Source organism: Sphingomonadaceae bacterium OTU29LAMAA1, from assembly GCA_024072375.1.
Lineage (GTDB): Bacteria > Pseudomonadota > Alphaproteobacteria > Sphingomonadales > Sphingomonadaceae > Sphingomonas.
Genome location: CP099617.1, coordinates 1550853 through 1569591, shown reverse-complemented (window position 1 = coordinate 1569591; position 18739 = coordinate 1550853). Strand labels below are relative to the sequence as shown.

Annotated in this window: 19 protein-coding genes and 1 tRNA gene; 6 read left to right on the top strand and 14 right to left on the bottom strand. The window is 65.2% G+C overall.

The features are described 5' to 3' along the window. Positions 1 to 47: 47 nt before the first annotated feature. The 4 genes from NF699_07820 to NF699_07805 all read right to left on the bottom strand — a co-directional run bounded on the left by NF699_07820 (position 48) and on the right by NF699_07805 (position 5270). The gene (locus tag NF699_07820) at positions 48 to 2465 is read right to left on the bottom strand and encodes a PAS domain-containing protein (GenBank protein USU06552.1); all 2418 of its coding nucleotides are present in this window, start codon (positions 2463 to 2465) and stop codon (positions 48 to 50) included. A 104-nt stretch (positions 2466 to 2569) separates the two neighbouring features. Continuing rightward, complete coding sequence (locus NF699_07815; protein ID USU06551.1) at positions 2570 to 3430, bottom strand: MBL fold metallo-hydrolase; 861 nt, start codon at positions 3428 to 3430, stop codon at positions 2570 to 2572. A 21-nt stretch (positions 3431 to 3451) separates the two neighbouring features. Beyond that, complete coding sequence (locus tag NF699_07810; protein USU06550.1) at positions 3452 to 4342, bottom strand: acetylxylan esterase; 891 nt, start codon at positions 4340 to 4342, stop codon at positions 3452 to 3454. Between the two features lie 28 nt (positions 4343 to 4370). Then, positions 4371 to 5270: an NmrA family NAD(P)-binding protein gene (locus NF699_07805; GenBank protein ID USU06549.1), complete on the bottom strand. Its 900-nt coding sequence runs from the start codon at positions 5268 to 5270 to the stop codon at positions 4371 to 4373. Positions 5271 to 5654: 384 nt separating this feature from the next. On the opposite strand from NF699_07805, the gene NF699_07800 reads away from it, so the two are divergent. Further along, positions 5655 to 6485 carry an alpha/beta hydrolase gene (locus tag NF699_07800; GenBank protein ID USU07031.1) on the top strand — a complete coding sequence of 277 codons (831 nt, stop codon included), beginning with the start codon at positions 5655 to 5657 and terminating at the stop codon, positions 6483 to 6485. Between the two features lie 236 nt (positions 6486 to 6721). Further along, complete coding sequence (locus tag NF699_07795; protein USU06548.1) at positions 6722 to 7762, top strand: hypothetical protein; 1041 nt, start codon at positions 6722 to 6724, stop codon at positions 7760 to 7762. A 93-nt stretch (positions 7763 to 7855) separates the two neighbouring features. Here NF699_07795 and NF699_07790 read toward each other — a convergent pair whose 3' ends face one another. Then, positions 7856 to 8221: a response regulator gene (locus NF699_07790; protein USU06547.1), complete on the bottom strand. Its 366-nt coding sequence runs from the start codon at positions 8219 to 8221 to the stop codon at positions 7856 to 7858. A gap of 269 nt (positions 8222 to 8490) precedes the next feature. Here NF699_07790 and NF699_07785 point away from each other — a divergent pair, with 269 nt between their 5' ends. After that, the gene (locus NF699_07785) at positions 8491 to 9123 is read left to right on the top strand and encodes a response regulator transcription factor (GenBank protein ID USU06546.1); all 633 of its coding nucleotides are present in this window, start codon (positions 8491 to 8493) and stop codon (positions 9121 to 9123) included. A gap of 70 nt (positions 9124 to 9193) precedes the next feature. On the opposite strand, the gene NF699_07780 is transcribed toward NF699_07785, so the two are convergent. The 3 genes from NF699_07780 to NF699_07770 all read right to left on the bottom strand — a co-directional run bounded on the left by NF699_07780 (position 9194) and on the right by NF699_07770 (position 12669). Next, the gene (locus NF699_07780) at positions 9194 to 11215 is read right to left on the bottom strand and encodes a PAS domain S-box protein (protein USU06545.1); all 2022 of its coding nucleotides are present in this window, start codon (positions 11213 to 11215) and stop codon (positions 9194 to 9196) included. A 583-nt stretch (positions 11216 to 11798) separates the two neighbouring features. Next, on the bottom strand, positions 11799 to 12194 hold the full coding sequence (locus tag NF699_07775; GenBank protein ID USU06544.1) for a hypothetical protein: 396 nt from the start codon (positions 12192 to 12194) through the stop codon (positions 11799 to 11801). Positions 12195 to 12330: 136 nt separating this feature from the next. Then, on the bottom strand, positions 12331 to 12669 hold the full coding sequence (locus NF699_07770; GenBank protein ID USU06543.1) for a response regulator: 339 nt from the start codon (positions 12667 to 12669) through the stop codon (positions 12331 to 12333). A 155-nt stretch (positions 12670 to 12824) separates the two neighbouring features. Here NF699_07770 and NF699_07765 point away from each other — a divergent pair, with 155 nt between their 5' ends. From NF699_07765 to NF699_07755, 3 genes are all read left to right on the top strand, one after another. Then, on the top strand, positions 12825 to 14963 hold the full coding sequence (locus NF699_07765) for a PAS domain S-box protein (protein USU06542.1): 2139 nt from the start codon (positions 12825 to 12827) through the stop codon (positions 14961 to 14963). 128 nt (positions 14964 to 15091) lie between these two features. After that, positions 15092 to 15403 carry a hypothetical protein gene (locus NF699_07760; GenBank protein USU06541.1) on the top strand — a complete coding sequence of 104 codons (312 nt, stop codon included), beginning with the start codon at positions 15092 to 15094 and terminating at the stop codon, positions 15401 to 15403. Next, positions 15385 to 15972, top strand: coding sequence for a PaaI family thioesterase (locus NF699_07755; protein USU06540.1), 588 nt, complete (start codon positions 15385 to 15387; stop codon positions 15970 to 15972). The genes NF699_07760 and NF699_07755 overlap by 19 nt, the downstream gene beginning before the upstream one ends. A gap of 189 nt (positions 15973 to 16161) precedes the next feature. Here the strand turns inward: NF699_07755 and NF699_07750 are convergent, their stop codons facing one another. The 6 genes from NF699_07750 to infA all read right to left on the bottom strand — a co-directional run bounded on the left by NF699_07750 (position 16162) and on the right by infA (position 18568). Then, entirely contained in the window at positions 16162 to 16311 is a 150-nt protein-coding gene (locus NF699_07750) for a hypothetical protein (protein USU06539.1), read from the bottom strand. 204 nt (positions 16312 to 16515) lie between these two features. Continuing rightward, a tRNA-Phe gene (locus tag NF699_07745) sits at positions 16516 to 16591 on the bottom strand. A gap of 40 nt (positions 16592 to 16631) precedes the next feature. Continuing rightward, complete coding sequence (yacG, locus tag NF699_07740; GenBank protein USU06538.1) at positions 16632 to 16805, bottom strand: DNA gyrase inhibitor YacG; 174 nt, start codon at positions 16803 to 16805, stop codon at positions 16632 to 16634. Further along, positions 16802 to 17743, bottom strand: coding sequence for a ribonuclease (locus NF699_07735; GenBank protein ID USU06537.1), 942 nt, complete (start codon positions 17741 to 17743; stop codon positions 16802 to 16804). The genes yacG and NF699_07735 overlap by 4 nt, the downstream gene beginning before the upstream one ends. After that, positions 17736 to 18305 carry a Maf family protein gene (locus NF699_07730; GenBank protein USU06536.1) on the bottom strand — a complete coding sequence of 190 codons (570 nt, stop codon included), beginning with the start codon at positions 18303 to 18305 and terminating at the stop codon, positions 17736 to 17738. Before NF699_07730 ends, NF699_07735 begins: the two co-directional genes overlap by 8 nt. 17 nt (positions 18306 to 18322) lie before the next feature. Further along, entirely contained in the window at positions 18323 to 18568 is a 246-nt protein-coding gene (gene infA, locus NF699_07725; protein USU06535.1) for a translation initiation factor IF-1, read from the bottom strand. Positions 18569 to 18739 lie beyond the last annotated feature (171 nt).

The window sequence follows — 18739 nt, the reverse complement described above, 5'->3', positions numbered from 1 at the left end:
GCACCCCCGTAGGTGCCGGGCATGGCCACGACGAAGTCCGGTTCGCTTCAGGCCGGATCCGCGTCCGCGATCGGCAGGTCGAACGAGAAGCCGGCGCCTCCGTTCGGCAGGTTCCGCACGGTCAGCTTCCCGCCCATCGCCTCGACGGTCGTGCGGCAGATGTTCAGACCCATCCCTATTCCGGTCGATTTAGTCGTGAAGAACGGGTCGAACAGCTTGGACAGGTGCTCTTCGGGAATGCCCGGCCCGGAGTCCGCGATATGGACACGGACCGCAGCGTCCTCCGCGGCGATCTCCATCGATATGCGGCGACGTCCGGGCTGGTCCCGCATCGCGTCGGCCGCGTTGCTCACCAGGTTGACGAGGACCTGCTGCACTTCGATCGGGTCGCCCATGACGCATGGCACGCCTTCGCCACAGACTATCTGCAGATCCGCCCCCGATCGCGCGAGATCATGGTGGAGGAGGTCGCGCGTCTCGGTGGCGAGACGGCAGAGATCGACCGCCTTCCTGGCCGGCTGACCTGCGACGATGTTCTCCCGCGTCCGCTGTACTATACCGGCGATGCGCTGGGCCGTCCTGTCGACGCGCTGCAGGATGCGTGAAACCGCGTCGAAGTCCGGGTTCTCCCTTCCTGCCAGGCGCAATCCCGTCGTGGCATCCATCAGCAGGGAGGCGATCGGCTGATTCAGCTCGTGGGCGATGGAGGCGGAGAAGGCGCCGACGGTCGCGATCCGGTTCGCGCGCGCAAGCTCCGTCTGGGCTGCACGGCGCATGCCTTCGATCCGCTCCTGCTCCGAGAGGTCGACGTGACTCGACAGGTGGAGACCCTCCGCCAGCCTGGTCACGGTGAAGTAGACCGGTATCCGTCTGCCACCCTTGCCGACGAGAACGGTGCGACCATCGATATGGCTCAGCCCGTCGAAGTACATCTCCAGCTGGCGAAGCAGTACCTCGGGGCCGTCGTCTGCATTCTGGGCCGGTGGGTTCGCGACGAGCTCGGCCACGTTCTCGTAGCCCATCATGCACGCCAGCGCCTCGTTGACCCGCGTGGTCCGGATGACCGCCAGGGTGGCGGCCAGCTCGTCCGGGTGCGTCGCCATGTACGAGCGTAAATCGGTGACTCCGCGCGCCCTGAGACCGTCGAGGATCCTCTCTGCCGCGCTGAAGTCCATCTCCGCGAAGGTCATGTTGCTGACGTCGAACAGGCCGGCGTAGCGGCGTTCGGTGCGGACCAGCTCGGACGTTCGCTCCGCCACCCGCTGCTCCAGCGTCTCGTTCAGCTCGCGGACCTTCTGATGCGCCGCCACCTCCTCGTGGATGTCGGACATCCCTCCGTACCATCGGATCTCGCCCGAGCTGCCGGCGACGCGCACCGGCCGGCCGACGTGGGACATCCAGCGATAGCTGCCGTCCGCGTGGCGCAGTCTGTATACCGTACGGAGCTCCTTCTCCGCAGGCATCACCTCCTCCAGCAGACCTACGAACCCGGCCCGGTCGTCGGGATGAATGTCCGCCAGGTAGTCCTCCGGCTCGATCCGGTCGCCGAACTGCCGCCCGGTAAGCTCCGGATACCTCCGGTTGTAGAAGTCGACGGTGCCGGAGGCGTCCGACCGCCAGAGGATCTGCGGTACCGAATCGGTGACGTTGATCAGTTCGGCCCGGCTCACCTCGAGTTCTCGCTGGACCTTCTGCAGCTCCTCCTTCGCGACCACCTCGTCATGGACGTCCGAAAGGCCGCCGAAGCGCTCCACCTTGCCGGTAAGAGGCGAGTAGGCAGGGCTGTCGTAGATCTGCATCCAGCGATAGCTGCCGTCACGCTGGCGGACCCTGATCTTGAGATCCGTCATCGTACGCGTCGCGACCGCGTGCGAGACCGTCTCGGTAAGGGCCGGCACGTCGTCCGGGTGGACGACGTCGTTGTAGCGCTGCCCTTCCAGAACGCTCCAGCGGTCCAGTCCGGTCACCGCCGTCCAGCTCTCGTTGAGGTACTCGATCTCGCCCTGCGGGTTCGAGCGCCAGAGAACGAAGGGAACGGAGTTGGCGAACAGCTCCACTTCGGATCTGCTGCGGTCCAGGTCCAGCCTGACTGCCTCCAGGCGCTTGCGGCTGACCAGCAGCGCGGCGGTCACGCCGATGGCCACGCATGCGAATATGCAGCGCAGCCCGTTCGCCAGGGTCGGCTGGGGAAGATGTGCGACGATCCAGGCCAGAACGGTCAGCACCACGCATATCTGCGCCGCCCGCAGGACCGCCTTCACGCCGCCACCGACCGATACGAGTACCAGGACCGCAAGATAGAGGATCGATACCGAGAAGTCGTAGACTGCGATGCTGTCGACGGAGAAGACGGCTGCCGCGAGCAGAATGGCCGCAACCAGGGAAAGCGGTCCTGTCAGTCGCCCGTCCATCACGCCGGCCCCCTTCGTTCGCACCGGCTCGCGGCCGGCACTATTCAGGAGCATACCTTCCCGACCTTCGCTTCGCAAAGTCGCTGCGGAGGAGGCGAGGTGGCGCCTCGATCATGGATCCCGAGAAGGTCGATGCCGCGCGGCATCGAAGTACGCCATCAGGCTTCGCGCTTCGCAGCATGCGCGCTGCCCCACAGCGATCCTGGATTCACCCGCTCGGGATAGAGTGCGAGCATGGCATCATAGAGCTCCCGGGCCGTCGTCGTCTCCTCCGCCAGGCGGTCGAAGTCCTCGATGTACCGCCGGGTGGCTTCGATGTGTCGCGGGCTGTTGTCGGGGGTAAGCGGTCCATGCCCGACGATGACGATCTTCGGGCGTAGCGCCTCGATGCGATCGAGCGCCGCAAGCCACGCCTTGCGACCCGCCCTGTCCGTCTCGACCAGAAAGGGATGGACCTCGTTGTAGACGGCGTCGCCCGAGACGACGAGGTCAAGCGAGGGGACGTGAAGACCGGTGGTGTCGTCCGTGTCGGTGTGTCCGAGATCGATCACCCGGAACTCGTGGCCTTCGAGTTCGAAGCGATCATTCTCGAGTACCTGCGCTACTGTGAGACGATCGGGCACGAGACCTGGAAAGCGTCGCTTCCAGTTGGACTCCAGTACCCGGGGCGACGAAGTCGCCCGCATCGCGTCCACGACGTTCGGACGGGCGATCGCCCGAGCCTGGGGGAAGCGCTGCAGCAGCTTGGTGAGACCGAAGAAGTGGTCGGGATGGGCATGGGTGAGATAGATCGAGCGAAGGGTCCGGCCCTTGCTCTCGATGAAGTCGGCGAGCACCGACGTGTGGGCATCGCTGAGGAAGGTGTCCACCAGCACGGCGTCTCGTTCGCCCCAGAACAGGGTCGTTGTGTTGGCGACCCAGCTCAGGCTCTCCTTCCCCGGCGGGACGCCCTGGGTGGCGCTCGCGCGCTTCATGATGAACAGCTCCCATTCGAGCGGGGGACGGACTGCCTCGGTCATGGTGACGTCCTTCTTTTCGGGTCAGAGATGCTCGCGAAACCACTCCAGGGCGGCGGCGATCGCCGCGGACCGCTGGGCGATGTAGATGTCGTAGTGGACGCCAGGGACCAGAACGAGCCGCTTGGGCTCGAGCGCCCGCTGGTAGGCTGCGAGCGCCAGGTCGGTCGGCGTCGCCCCGTCCTCCCGCGCTACGATGAACATCAGCGGCGTCGGCGAGACGCGGCTCGCGAAGGCGCCCGGCTCGTACATGCGCGCCAGCCGCGACGAGCGCAGCGTGACCGTATTCTCCCATACGCCCTCCGGCACGGGCCGAAGCATGAAGTCGATTGCGTCCTTCGTCCGATACGCCGCCGGCACGCCTGGATCGGATCCGACCAGTGCCTGATAGCCCGGTTGGCCGTCGAGCTGGTTGCGGTCGTCCTGTGCCAGCGCCTCGTCGACGGCGGCGAGCTGATCGGCCGGGACCCGTCGCAGGCCCTGCTCGTAGCCGCTGATCGTCGGCACCTGGGCGACGACCGCCTTCAGCCTTCGATCGCTGGCACCGAGCATGATGGCGTGCCCGCCGGAGTAGCTCGTGCCCCAGAGGCCGATCCTCTTCGCGTCCACCTCGGGCCGGCCCTCCAGGTAGGAGATGGCCCGCCGCCAATCTGCGATCTGCCGCCAGGGGTCGACATCCTGGCGAGGCAGCTTAGCACTGCACCCGAAGCCGCGATGATCGTGCAGCAGGACCGCGAAGCCAGCCTCGGCGAAGGCAACCGCGAACGGCTCGAGGCCGTGATGGATCGTGCCGCCGAACCCTGCCGACATCGTGATCGCAGGGTGTGGCCCGGCCCCTTCGGGAAGGAATAGCCAGCCGCCGATCGCGGTCTCCGCGTCGGCTCGGAAGGAGATGTCGGTCCTGCTGATGCTCATGGTCGTCTCTGGATCAAGAAGGGAGATCTCAGGCGGCTGCCTCGGCGGACGGTCCGAAGGCGGCCCGGTTGTCGGAGAGCCAGCCGCTGACAGGGCGCGCGTCCTTGCCCGTGAGATCGCTCACGGTCTTGGTCGTCTCGGCGAGCACGCCATCACGGAAGATCCGGTCGAGCCCGAGCAGCAGGTCCGCGACCATCTCGCTGACGCCCGAGGCGACGAGGATCTCCCGATGCTCGGCGCGCGTCCGCTGCGCATAGTTCACGGGTCGGCCGAGTAGCTGCGACAGTTCCTCCGCGATCTCCGGCATGCTCACCGTGCCCGGGCCCGTGAGATGGTACGCCCGCTGGGAGTCGAGGAAGCGTTCGTCGAGCAGCGCGACCCGCGCCACGTCGGCGACGTCCCGCGTATCGATCAGGTTGACCCGACCGTCTTCTGCCGTCCCGCCCCAGGTGCCGCTGGCGACGGGAGCCTTCGCTCGTGCGAGGACGTCCACGAAGCAGCTTGGACGTAGGACCGTGTAGCCGATGTCGCAGTCGGCCAGATGCGCCTCGATCTTCATGTGCCAGTCGAAGGGGTGCAGACGGGTGGGCGGTCCCATCGCGGACAGCTTGACGATGTGCGAGACGCCAGCGCGCACTGCTGCATCGATCATCGCGATCTCGTTCTCGACCTGCCTGTCCGACGTCCCGTGAGCTAGGAACAGCCTATCGGCGCCTTCGAGCGCGACGGAGAGGCTTGCAGGCCTGTCGAAATCGATCTGCGCGATGGGGGGCGCGGGCGACAGGCGGCAATTCGACGCGCTCCGCGACAGTCCAAGGACCTCCACCGGGTCATCGGCAAGCCGGGCCATCAGAGCCGCGCCGACACGGCCCGTGGCCCCCGCCACTACGATGCGCGGCCGACCCTTGCTGAAGCCGTCTCTGGACATGTGGATACCTCGTTCGGATGTGACTGACTGACGGAGCCTACTTCGACCGGGACGTCGCACTGCACTGCACGATGGTATGGGTCGTGGCGTGCCTTCGTAGAATTGGAGGTCGGCGGGACGAGCGTCATCATCGTCGGCAGCCCGGCACATGCCGCGTACCCCGATGGAGGCCCTTCCGATGATCGCTTCAAGCACAAACCATGCGGACGGCCAGCCCGTCCGCGCAAGCAGGTCCGGGTCGTGAACGCGGAGACTCTGTCCGGCTGGTTCGGAGAGCTGTCACGTCGCGACGCGCTCGTCAGCCTGCTGGCTGCCGGCGTCATCGCAGGTGCCGCGGCCACCCCGCTTCTCGCATCCCCATCCCAGACGCACGGAGACATGACCATGACCACCTTCACGACCAAGGACGGCACGCAGATCTTCTACAAGGACTGGGGGCCCAAGGATGCCCAGCCGATCTTCTTCCATCACGGCTGGCCGCTCTCGTCGGACGACTGGGACACCCAGATGCTCTTCTTCCTCTCGAAGGGGTATCGGGTAATCGCGCATGATCGCCGCGGCCACGGGCGTTCCACCCAGACCGACGTCGGCAACGACATGGACACCTACGTCGCCGACGTGATCGAGCTGACCGATCACCTCAACCTCAGGAACGCCGTCCACATCGGCCACTCGACCGGAGGCGGCGAGGCCTGCCGCTACGCGGCCAAGGCGAAGCCCGGCAGGATTGCGAAGGCCGTCCTCGTGTCGGCCATACCGCCCGTCATGGTGAAGTCCGCGAAGAACCCGGGTGGATCGCCGATGTCCGTATTCGACGGCTACCGTTCGGCTCTCGCGGCCAATCGCGCGCAGCTCTATCACGACATCGCGAGCGGCCCCTTCTACGGCTTCAATCGCGAGGGCGCGAAGGTCTATCCCGGAACGATCCAGAACTGGTGGCGTCAGGGCATGATGGGCGGCGCCAAGGCGCACTACGACTGCGTCGCCGTCTTCTCCGAGACCGACTTCACCGAGGATCTGAAGCAGATCGCCGTTCCCACGCTGGTGATGCACGGCGACGACGACCAGGTCGTGCCGATCGCGGACGCCGCGCCACTGGCCGTCAAGCTGCTCCGTCAGGGACAGCTCAAGGTCTACAAGGGCTTCCCGCACGGGATGCTCACGACCCATGCGGACGTGCTGAACCCGGATCTACTGGCCTTCGTCAAAAGCTGACCCGCACGAGCGCCGAGAAGGGCAGTCCGTTCGACGATCGCGGTGAAGGCCGTACTCGTCGGATGACGATGGCCGTACCTTCTCGGCAGCTCGGTGGCCATGCCAACGTCCGGGTGTCAGCCCCTAGCATGCAGGGCCGTGAGGTCTGCCTACACTGCCGCGTGATCGAGGCCGCCGGTTGGATAGGTCAGGATATGAAGGTACATGGAGGCATGCCAATAGCCCACGATGGATCCGTGACCAGCTCCGACGGACGCCTGATCTTCTGCAGCGTCGAGAGATTCGTGCGAGACATCTGCGTCGGCAGCTGCTGCTTCGTATGTGGCCGTTCCGAGCGCGAGGTACGGTTCAACCGCGAACATATCCTCCCGAACTGGCTACTGCACCGGTTCAATCTGCACAAAGAGACCGTCACTCTGCCCAATGGCGTGCGCCATCGGTACGGCACATACACGCTGCCATGCTGCGTCGACTGCAACTCCGAGATGTCTCGCATATTTGAGACGCCGATCAGCGAAGCGGTCGGCAAGGGCTTCCAGGGCGTGGACGCGATGCTGCGAGACGGCGGCGGCTTTCTCCTGTTTCAGTGGCTGGTGCTGGTATATCTCAAGTACCACCTGAAGGATCGGCTTCTGCAGCGTCATCGCGATGATCGTAAGGGGAAGGAGCCTATTTCCGCCGACTACGAATGGAAGCATTTCCATCACCTGCACTCCGTCGCGCGAGCTCACTACACCGGCGCCGAACTCGGGTCGCACGTGGTGGGGTCGCTGATCGTGATGCAGGCTGCGGACCTCGATCAGGCGTTCGACGCGGCGACCGTCACCGACGCATCCACGATCTACCTGCAGCTGGGCGACGTGCTTCTCTTTGCGGTTCTGAACGATGCTCAGGCGTCTGTATCCGGGATCGATCAGATCCTGGAACGGATCGACGGCCCGCTTAACAGAGTGCAGGCGCGCGAACTGGCGGCCGAGCTAGCGGCCGCGAACCTTCATCTAGAGAACCGGCCCCAGTTTCGCTCGCTCATGCTCGACAAAAACGGCTCAGGTCTGGTGATCGAGGGATGCGTCGATGGTGATGGACCGGTTTTCCTCGATCGCGACGACAAGCTGGTCGGGTACATAAAGTGCGGGCTGCTGCAACAGTACTTCGGTCACGTGGTTGGCCTTCCCGCTGAGGAGGTCGAGAGGCGAATGAGGGAGAACCATTTCACCTTTTTGTGGGACGCGGAAGGACGACTGCAGAAGACCGAAGCTCAGTCACGAGAAGCATAGCGCGACCGCTCAGGAGCAGGTCGCGCTCAGCACCGTCCTGTTGCTCTTTCGGAAGGGCGCTCTCCATCACCTCTGACTGATCAACGCATTCGCCTAGTCGAGCAGAAGCTCGAGTTCTTCGATCAGATCGTCGGGTGGGAAGGGCTTCTGCAGGAACCTGAGCACGCCGGCTCCGTAGGCGCTTCGCTCCAGCTGGGCGGCCGGGAATGCAGTCATCAGGATGACCGGGGGGCCGGCCCTCGCCTGAAGGCGCCTGGCGAGCTGGATGCCATCCGTTCCCGGCATCTGAACGTCGCTGACGATGCACGCCGCTTCGGAAAGGAGGGGAGACCCCAGCAGATCATCTGCGGTCTCGAACAGAACTACCTGATGTCCGATGCTGCTGATGAGGGCCTCGAGTGAAACCCGTACGTCCTCGTCGTCGTCCACTACGGCAATGAGGGAGGTCGGACCGGTCATCTAGGCTACAGTTCCTCCTGAGCCGGAATACCACCCGCTCCGGCGGCGGCGTGTACCGGCTGATCTGACTACTCTCGGAGCGCAGTCGAGGTTCCTGGACTTCTCGGGCCAGCGCAGCGAGTAGCGAGCCGAAGGGGGCGATCCCATACTCATGTATGTAGCCACGAGGACGATCCGAGATGGCACGACAGCAGCTGATGCGCTAAGTCGAAGTCTAGTCCGGCATCATGCGGAGGCTGGAAGAGATGAGCGTCGCAGGAAACCTTAACGTGAAGGCGGCCGTCCTTGAGGAGACCGCTCAGGCGCCGCTCGTGCTCGTCGTGGACGACGACGCTGATATCCGTGCAAGCCTGACGGACATGTTCCTCTCGGTGGGCATGGAGACGCTGACCTACGGCTCCACGGCAGAGCTCATGACGGCGGGACTCCCCGACCGTCCGAGCTGCCTCATCCTCGACCTGCGCCTGCCAGGCGTCAGCGGTCTCGAGCTCCAGGCGCAGCTTTCGGAGAAGGGTATCCGCCTTCCGATCATCTTCCTCACCGGCTACGCCGACGTACCCACCTCCGTCCGGGCGATGAAGGCGGGGGCCGTGGACTTCCTGCCGAAGCCGTTCCGCGAGCAGGAGCTTCTGGACGCGGTGGCGGAAGCGCTCCGCTTCGATGGCGAGCGGCGGCGCGACGAGGACGAGGTGAACGGTATCCGTCATCTGGGAAGCCAGCTCACCCCCCGGGAACGCGACGTCCTGCGAGGGGTGGGGAGGGGACTGCTGAACAAGCAGATCGCGTTCGAGCTCGGGATCACCGAGATCACGGTCAAGATGCACAGGTCCAGCGCAGGCCGGAAGCTGAAATCCGTCTCCGTCGCCGACATGATCCGAAAGATCGAGCGGCTCGGCCTCTGATCCGTCCTTGAGCGGATCGGGCATCCGATCCGTTCACGGACGTTGAGCTGTCGTGCCGTCCGTTCGTCATCTATCCCGCGAGGGGCAGGACCAGTGTCGATACGACGCCGCGTCGGTCCGCGCGGTCCCGCACCGCTATGCTGCCTCCATGCGCTTCCGCGATCGAGCGGCAGATGGCCAGTCCCATGCCAAGCCCGTCGGCCTTGCTGGTCCTGAAGGTCTGGTAGGGCGCTGCGAGGAACTCCGGGGAGAGACCAGGGCCCGTGTCGCTGACCGCGACATGTGCGCTAATCCCATCCGACCGGATCTCCAGATCGATCTTCCGCGTCGTTCTTGGTACCTCGGCCAGCGCCTGAATCGCGTTCATCATGAGGTTGGCAAGTATCTGCTGGAGCTGGATACGATCGCCCATGACCAGGGGAGCACCGACGCCCCGGTCGATCACTACCCTGATGCCCTGCTCGTCGAGTTCCTGACGCAGCAGCAGCCGGGTCTCGGCGACGATGTCGTCGAGGGACAGCCGTACGAGCGGCACTTCCCTGTTCGCCGCGACAGCGCGCAGCCGCTGGATGATCTCGCCGACGCGCACCGCATGTTGGCCGATGAGCGAGAGGACGCTTCCGAGCTTACCCGTGGGCGGGTCAGGCCTGCGCGCAAGCCGCTCGGCGGCGGCGGCATGGTTCGCGATGGCCGTCACGGGCTGGCTTACCTCGTGGACGATCGAGGCGGTCAGCTGTCCCAGCAGCGAGATGCGGGAGGCATGCGCGACCTGCTGACGCATCCTGTCGATCTCGTCTCGCGCCCGGACCTGATCCGTGATGTCGATCTGGGCGACGAGCACCTCGCTGCTGGCAGGATCCGGATTGGACACGCGGCAGAAGAGCGTGTCGACCGGGCTCCCATCCAGGCGCAGCATCCGCATTTCGGACTGGAAGACCGGCTCGCGCACGAACGACCCTTCGATCGATCGGCGCAGGACCTCGCAGCCGGGCGGGATGATGCCGGTCATGCTCCTGCCGATCAGCTCGTCCGACGATGACGCTCCGAACAGACGCACGGCCGCATCGTTCACGGAGACGAGGCGAAGGTTCGCGATGACGAAGTCGACGAAGTCAGGATGACTGTCGATGTACCGATGCATGTCGGAGACGCCCTCCGACCGGAGCTGCCGGAACGTATCCGCGATCCCGGGCGCCGACAGCTCGGAGAGCGCGATCGTGGGGACGTCGAGAAGCATCTGTCTGCGCGCGCTCACTTCGTCGAGCTGCCTTGCGGCCTGGACCCGATCCGAGATGTCGGTGAAGCCGACCAGGAGCGTTCCGCCCCCGACGGTGCCAGGAAGGAAGGAGACGGTGAAGAGCGCGTCGAAGATCCGCCCGTCCAAGGCCCTCATCCGGGTTTCGGCGACGTGACGTGGCCTGTTCGTGATGGCCGAGATGACGCTCTCGGCGAAGTCGCCAGTACTCTCCTCCGGCCAGTAGAAGTCGAGCGGCGTCGCCAGCAGCTCGCGCTTCGTGGCGGGGCCGAACATCTCGATCGAGCGATCGTTCGTGTCGATGATGCGGGTCGCCCGCATCATGTCGCGGGAGACCTCGGGATTGCTGCGGAGATGGCCCGGTATGTCGGTGACGCCGCTCTTCGCCAGATGCTGGATCATGCGACCGACCTCGACGAAGTCCAGCTCCCAGAACGAGGCCGCCACGGCGCCGAACAGATTGCGGTAGCGATACTGGCTCGTCGCCAGGGCCCGCTCGGCGGGATGCTTTACGTCGAGCAGCGAGCTGACCTCCATGAACTCGGGACGGTCCGCCTCCGCCAGTCGAGCGACGCGGAGCCGCACGGTACAGGCGGAGCCGTCCCTTTTCCTTCGCTTGACGATACCCTCCCACAGACCAGTCGCGGCGAGCGCCTGTGTCGCGGCTTCCGGATAGTGTCCGACGAGTTCGGCTACGCTGCGTCCCACAGCCTCGTGAGGCTGCCAGCCGTAAAGCGTAGTCGAAGCCAGGTTCCAGCTGGTGACCACTCCGTCGGCGCCTATCGAGATCATGCTCTCGCTGGATAGATCCAGTAACTGCGCCAGGACTCGCTGCACCTGTGTTCCTCACCTTCCGCTGTAGCCGACACCTTCGACGGCTCGGCCCATACTCTAGCTTTCCGGGATCGTGACAACACCTGCTCCATGCAGACAGGCTGTCGAACCGCCGGTCCCGCCATTCTCGGTGTCAGGCTGCTTCGACGGCGGTCAGCAGCAGGCTGATCGCCGATATGACCAGGCCCACCCTTGCAAACGCTCGACGCGACGCGGCTGAGCCCGTCAAAGGACATGTCGCCGATCGCATGCGCTTCCTTCAGCGTGGTATCATGATTGCTGGCGAGGATTGCTCCTTCTTCCAGCTTCAAGGTGCGCAGGAACGTACTGTCACACGGGTGAGGGCTAGTACCCGGGAGCGGCCATTCAGCTTCGGAAGCGTGCGCCGCTGCGTTAGGGCGGTGGAGACAATGCAACGCGGGTCTCAGCGTTCGAGCCCGCGGTTTGCCTCGATGATCAGGTCTGCAGGGACGTCCACTGGATCAACTCCGCCAAGATTACGCCAGTCTCTAGAAGCTGCGTTCGGCCGCTGGGAACAATACGATGGTAGGGTGTAGGTCGGAGCGACCGACTGACGTTCCAGTGCTTATTCGTTGGCCAGGGCTGGAGATAACTTTTCGATGAGAAGCTCCAGCTGACCTTCGGACCAGCCTGCACGTAGGAAGGCGGCCATTTCACTCGGAGGAACGTGCCAGCCACGCTCGCTCGCGAGAGCCGCCATGCGGCGCAGCTCCTCGAGCCGGCAATTCGCAAGTCGGTTTGGCTGACGGTATGCGAACAGTCGGCCGAACGCGTCTAGAAGTGGCCTCGATCGGAAGGACGAGGTTCCGTCCCGCTGCCCGATGGCTATCACCAGCCACTCCAAGGGCCCGAAGGTCTCCGAGGCTGGATCGCCGTCGAAGGCCCAAGCCGAAGGCTCCTCTTTCGAAGCGCTCTGCTCGATCACGTTCTCGAAGACGGGTAAAGCGGTGAAGGCATTCATCGGCCTGCTCCAGGATACGCCGCCGTCCGGGCGACGTGCCTTTCCTGCGCCACGCGCGGTCTGCCGGAAATCGTACGGAGGGGCGTGAGCGACCTACCTGAGTATGGGACAGCCGGGCCATGGCCGATGCCGGCCGCTAGCCGAGGATGGTCTCAAGCTCGCCGATGAGGTCGTTCGGATCAAAGGGCTTGCTCAGGAAGCGGTACGCGCCGGCTTCCTGCGCCCGCCGCTCGACGTCCTCGCTCGCGAACGCGGTCACGAGAATGACCGGCGCAGATGTGGCCTGTCGGAGCCGACGAGCCAGCTGGATCCCGTCCGTTCCGGGCATTTGGACATCGCTGATGAAGCAGGAGAAGGCTTCCAGGCCGCCTGCTGCAAGGAGGGCGTCGGCAGAGTCGAACAGTACCGCCTCATGTCCGATGCTCACGATGAGCATCTCGAGCGAGATCCTCACGTCCTCGTCATCGTCAATCACGGCCACAAGCGATGGGACGCTCAAGTCAGCAATCCTTCCGCCGCGACTACACCGTCCCGAGAACTAGACGGCGCATCCTGCTTCCACAAGCATACCGAGGTACGTGGTCGATGGTCGAAGTAGCGATGTGAATTCCAGGTAGGCGGAGGTAGGAGATGATTGCAGCACGTAGCGGCGTGCGCCTCTGGGATGAAGTCGAACGGTTGCTACAGAGCGAAGGCCTTGAAGAACAGGCTTCCGGCATCCGGGCTGTCGGGCAGCCGGGGTGTCCTGCCGATCCGTACGATCTGCTTGGCGACAGCGTCGTCCGTATCGGTGCCGATGGAAAGATCGTCGGTTGGAACCGCGCGTCGGAGGAGCTCTACGGCTATGCGCGTGGGACGGCGCTCGGTCGAGATGCGCGTGAACTTTTCGGGGATGCCGAGGCCGAATGGCGGTCGCGCTTGGACGGGGGCGAAAGCTGGATCGGCGAGGTGATCCGCCCAACAGTGGTCGGGCCGACGCTGCTGCAGGTCCGCTGGAAAGCTCGCCGCGACCAGGAGGGACTTCTCTGCGAGATCGTCGAGACGGCGCGAACCGCGTGCGAGCTGGAGCAGCTTCGACGCCAAGTTCGATCCGCGACGCACCGGTTCGAGAATCTCTTCCAGGCGTTGGCAGTCAGCTTCTTCGAGACCGACTTCCGCATGGTCGGAGCCGAGCTGAAAAGGATGCGCGACAGCGGCGTCACTGATCTGAAAGCGCATCTGCTGGGCGATCCCCGCCGGGTGCGCGCCCTTATGGATCTCGAGAAGGTCGTCGACGTCAACGCTGCCAGCGTAAGGCTCTTCGGTGCGACCGAGGGGGCGGAGCTGTGCGGCCGGCGAAGCAGTCGGCTGTGGCCTGATGAAAGCATCCCAGACTATGTCGGCGCACTGGTGGCAGTCATGGACAAGCAGCCTGACTTCGTGTGCGAGACGAGGCTGCGCGCGCTCGATGGCAGCCTGATCGACGCCCTTTTCACTGTGGCCTGGTCGCCCGAAAGCGCGAAGCGCGGAGTGATGGTCGTAGGTGTGGTTGACCTCCGCGAGCAGAAGCGGGCTTTCGCAGAGCTGCAGCGGAGCGAGGAGAAGTTCAGGAAGCTCTTCGACGCCATGTCGATAGGTCTGCTGGAATACGACTTCTCGGACGCCGACCGGCTGATCGCGCGCTACCGAGCTGAAGGCGTTGTCGAACTCGGCTGGCACCTGATGGGGCATGCCGAACGAATGCAGGAGATGATCGACGCCATGCGTGTGGGCGCGATCAACGACAGAGCTCTCCAGATTTTCGGCCTGGAAAGAAAACACGTCAGAGCGAAGGGGGTCGGCTGGATCTGGCCGCCAGAAACGTGGAGCATCGTCGCGCGTGCGGTTAACGGGCGCTACCAAAAGCGGCTGATCCCGCCTGAGGACAACCGTATCCGTCGGCCGGACGGGAGCGAGGTCGACGTGAACATCACGCTCTGGGCGGAGCCGGAGCGTCGATCGGACCAACCTGTACTGTGCGGCGTGGTCGACATCAGCGATCGGATAGAGGCTCAGCAGAGGCTCGAACTCGTTCGGTCCGAGTTCGCCCACGCGTCCCGGATCGCAACCCTCGGCGAGCTGGCGGCTTCCGTCGCCCACGAGATCAGTCAGCCGCTCTCGGCCATCATCACGAACTCCAGCACGACGCTTCGCGTCCTGGAGAAGGACGCGTCCAGGCCGGTGCTACTCCGCTCGCTCGCCGAGCACACGCTCGGAGCGGCCAACCGCGCCACCGAGATCGTGACGCGGATCCGATCCGTCGTCGCGCCGATCACGCCGGAGCGACAGCCGCTCTCGCTCGACGCCATGGTGTCTGAAGCTCTGCCATTCTTGCGACACGAGCTGAAGCAGGGACAGGTCCAGCTCATACTGCGCTTCGAGCAGCATCTGCCTTCCACCTGCGGAGATCGCGTCCAGCTTCAGCAGGTGGTGGTCAATCTCGTGCTCAACGCAATACAGGCCATGCAGGACCTGCCGGAGGACGAGAGGCAGATCGAGATCGCAACAAGACGAGACGGCGACATGGTCATGCTGACGGTCGACGACACCGGGCCGGGTATAGCGCCTGAAGCTCGGGAGCGACTCTTCGACTCCTTCTACACGACCAAGCCACGCGGAATGGGCATCGGCCTGGCGGTATGCCGCTCGATCGCGGAGTCGCACGGTGGATCGATCGCCACGCTCCCCCTCCCGCGGGGGGCAAGGTTCGTCCTCACGCTGCCGCATACGGCCGGAGCTCGGGCAGGCTAGTCACCTGGTCCTGCAGAATCAGGGAAGCCGGATCGGCGGCCCCCATACCGAAGTTGGGCTGTCGCGATCTTGAGCGGGGGAGGAGAAGACTATTCGATGAAGGACCGCAACCCGGAAAGACGAACCTGATGATCAAGCGCGCGCTGCTCCCCCTCCTGCTGCTGATGCCCGGCGCCGGGAATGCTTCTTCGACCAGTGCCTGGTCCAAGCTCGCAGCCGAGGCCAAGGCGCGCTGCTCCGCCGAGAGCCGACTTCTTCATCCGTCCACGTCGGCTCCCCTCGTGTTCAGCGACAGTATCGGGCAGGTCGCGGTGCTTGTAACCGGCGAGTTTCCGCAAAAAGGTCTGCGAGGGGTGAAGGGAAGCTATCTGTGCCTGTACGATCGCCGGCACGGGAGAGCCGAGGTCCAGGAGGCCAAGGGTTGGCGAGAGGCGCGGTGATTTCGTCGACCAGCGACGACGAAGGTGCCCGGCTGTCGCCGTTCGTCGAATTCCCCATTCCCGCCGACGCACTCCGCGAGCGGACCGTTCAGTGGCATGATGCGGCAATGGCCGGTCCGCTGACGGCTGGGCTGTCCGGGCTGGAGATCATGCGGGGAATACGCGACGGGACGCTGCCAGCCCCGCCGATGGCTCGCGCGATCGGCTTCCGATGCGTCGTCGCCGAACCAGGCGAGATCGCGATGAGGCTTGATTACGAGGCCTCGCTCGAGAACACGTTGCGCATGCTCCATGGCGGAGTCGCCGCGACGATGCTCGACACGGCGATGGGCGCTGCAGCGCACACCATGCTGCCGGTCGGAAGCGCGGTAGTGACCCTGGACCTCACGCTGACCTACATCCGATCGATAGACGCCCGAAACACGCCCGTGACGGCTACGGGTCGTGTGCTGAACGTCGGTCGTCGCACCGTCTACGTCTCGGGGGAGGTGGTCGACCGGCACGGTGCCCTGACGGTTCATGCCGTCGGCAACTTCTCGATACTCAATACGCGACCGCCAGCGGCGTAGATCGTTCAAGAACGATGGAGCGGTAAATCTCCCAAACTAGGTTGCTATTCCTACTGCGGATGAGTGTGCGAGATCGGATGGGCGCTGAAAAGATCCGAGGGGCTAAGGCGGCCGCCCAGATGGCGTGATCGTGCCACTGTCGTATGCTGTGTGGCGGCTGCCTTCGCCAAGGCCGCCACCGTCGTTCTGTCACTCGAAGAAACGACCTGATGTATTTTCGTATCCGCCTTGATCCCTGGGCGATCGACTGATCGAAATAGGATCGCTGGCCGGGAACGTCTCGTCCAGGGCCTCGTCCAAAGCGTCGTCCTGACAGGTATTATCTTGTTCCTGGTTCATGCGGTCAGTCACTTTCTCAAATCTCCAGCTACGTGGATCAGCGAGGAGTGACACCACTCAAGCCGTCATCATACCCGTTCGAAGGTAGGTTGCGCTCAAAATCCGAGGTGCTTCTGCCTGAGCTGGCGCCTTAGCGTGCACCTGCACTGCGTAAGCGTGCACATCAATCTCGCTAGCGTGCGCGATTAATCATTATGGGACAGGTGGTGCCCGGGGACGGATTCGAACCGCCGACACTGCGATTTTCAGTCGCATGCTCTACCAACTGAGCTACCCGGGCAGGGTGGAGCGCGGGCATCGCCGCGTTCGGAAGCGCGCCTTTAGTCAGCCCGATCGTCGCTGTCCAGCCCGTCTTGCTCTTCTTCCTTCATCGGCACGCGATATCCTTCGCTCAGCCATTGCAGAAGGTCGCGATCGCGGCAGCCGCGCGAGCAGAAGGGCGTGTGGTCGGGTGTCGCGGGTTTGCGGCAGATCGGGCAGGGCTTGGGTGTCATGCGCAGTCCAGTTGATGGGTGACGCCGGTCCGCCGGGCGAGCTCCGCCAGCCAGTCCGGCCGGGCCGTCAGGCGGGCATGGACTGCGGGCGGCAACCGATGGCGCAGCGGGCTGCCGGGCGGCTCTCGCTCCAGCCGGCGCAGCGTCGCGCGTGCCGCCGCCGCGGCCGGGTCGGCGCGCAGCAGTTCCGGCAGCGACGCGCGGGGCCGGGCCCGGACGATCTGGAGAAAGCCGAATCCGTTGACGGCGGTCCGTTCGAACGGCTGCGGCAGGGCGGCGTCGATCGCCTCCGCAACCGCCTGACGCCCGGCCTTGTTGGCGAGGGTCGGAAAATCCACGCCGATCGACCCGCCGATCGCGTGTCGGCGGATCGCGTGGGCCACGGCACGGGCGGCGGCGACGGCAAGCGGGTCGAGCGGCGGCGGACCATCGACGTCGAACAGCGTCATCGCCGGCGTCGGCGACATCCGCAGCGCACCGAGCGGAAAGACGATCGCCCCGCCAGCGGCCTCTTCCAGCAGTTCGGACCAGCCGGCCGCTTCGAGCGCGTCGGGTTCGTGGGCGCGCAGGATGCGGACGCGATGGCCGCTGGCGTGCAGGCGGGTGAGCAGGTCGGGACCGGGCGCCGGGATGGCGTCGGTGCCGATCGCGCGCGGTGGCTTGGGGCGGCCGGGTTCCGGTATCGCCTCGCGGACGATCTCGACGGTCAGTGCCGCGCCCTTGGTGATGCCGGCGGGGATGCGGGGGATCACCGCCTCTTCGCCGCCGATGTCGAGGCGGCCCATGCCGCCCGCGGTCAGTTCGACCAGACGGGCCGATGCGACCGTGCCGAGCCGCAAGGGGCAGGGGAGCTCGATCGCAGCCTCGACGATCTGGCCGTCATCGATCAGCGCGGCGCGGCATTCGCCGATCCCGGCCTCGTAAATCCATTCAGGCAAGCGGCAGTCCGGCGGCACGGAGCAGCGCGCGCGTCTCGGTCAACGGCAGGCCGATGACGCCCGAATGACTGCCGTGGATGAAGCGAACGAACGCCTCGGCCCGGCCCTGGATCGCATAGCCGCCGGCTTTTCCCAGCCCTTCGCCGCAGGCGATATAGGCGTCGATCTCGGCAGGAGAAAGCGGGCGAAAGGCGACGATCGTATCGGAAAGGCGGGTGCGCTCGGTGCCGTCCGCGGCGATGACGCAAACCGCGGACAGCGCGTGGTGGCGGCGGCCGGAGAGGCGCGTCAGCAGATCGCGCTGGATCGCCTCCGTCTCGGCCGGTGGCAGGATCTGGCGGCCGAGTGCGATCGTCGTATCGCCGGCGATGACCGCCTCATCCGCAGCGCGATCGACCGCCCGTGCCTTTTCCACCGCGAGGCGCAAGGCATAGACGCGCGGTGGCTCCGCCCGGCGCGGCGTCTCGTCGATCGCCGGCGAGACGATACGATCGGGCGCGCAGCCGAGGCGCGCCAGCAGGTCGCGCCGGCGCGGCGAGGAGGAGGCGAGAACCAGCGGCATGGGTGCCGCGCGGCTGCTTATTGCGGGCCGGGGCCGCCGCGGCCGGGCATGAAGCGGTAGGTGATCCGCCCCTTGGTCAGATCGTAGGGGGTGAGTTCGACCAGCACTTCGTCACCCACCAGCACGCGGATGCGGTTCTTGCGCATCTTGCCGGCGGTGTGGCCGAGAATCTCGTGATCGTTTTCGAGCTGGACCCGGAACATCGCGTTGGGGAGCAATTCCACCACGCGGCCGCGCATCTCGAGCAGTTCTTCCTTGGCCAAAAATCAACCTCTGTTCGCGTCTATCGGGCGCGCCCTTAGCGCAGGCCACCGAAAAAGGGAAGCAATGCGGGCGGGGCTGGCGATCCGCCATCGTACCGCGCCGCCTGCGTGGAGTGGATATGGGAGCGGCGAGGTGGTTCCGCAACGTCGGCTGCGCCGGGGAAGTTGCCG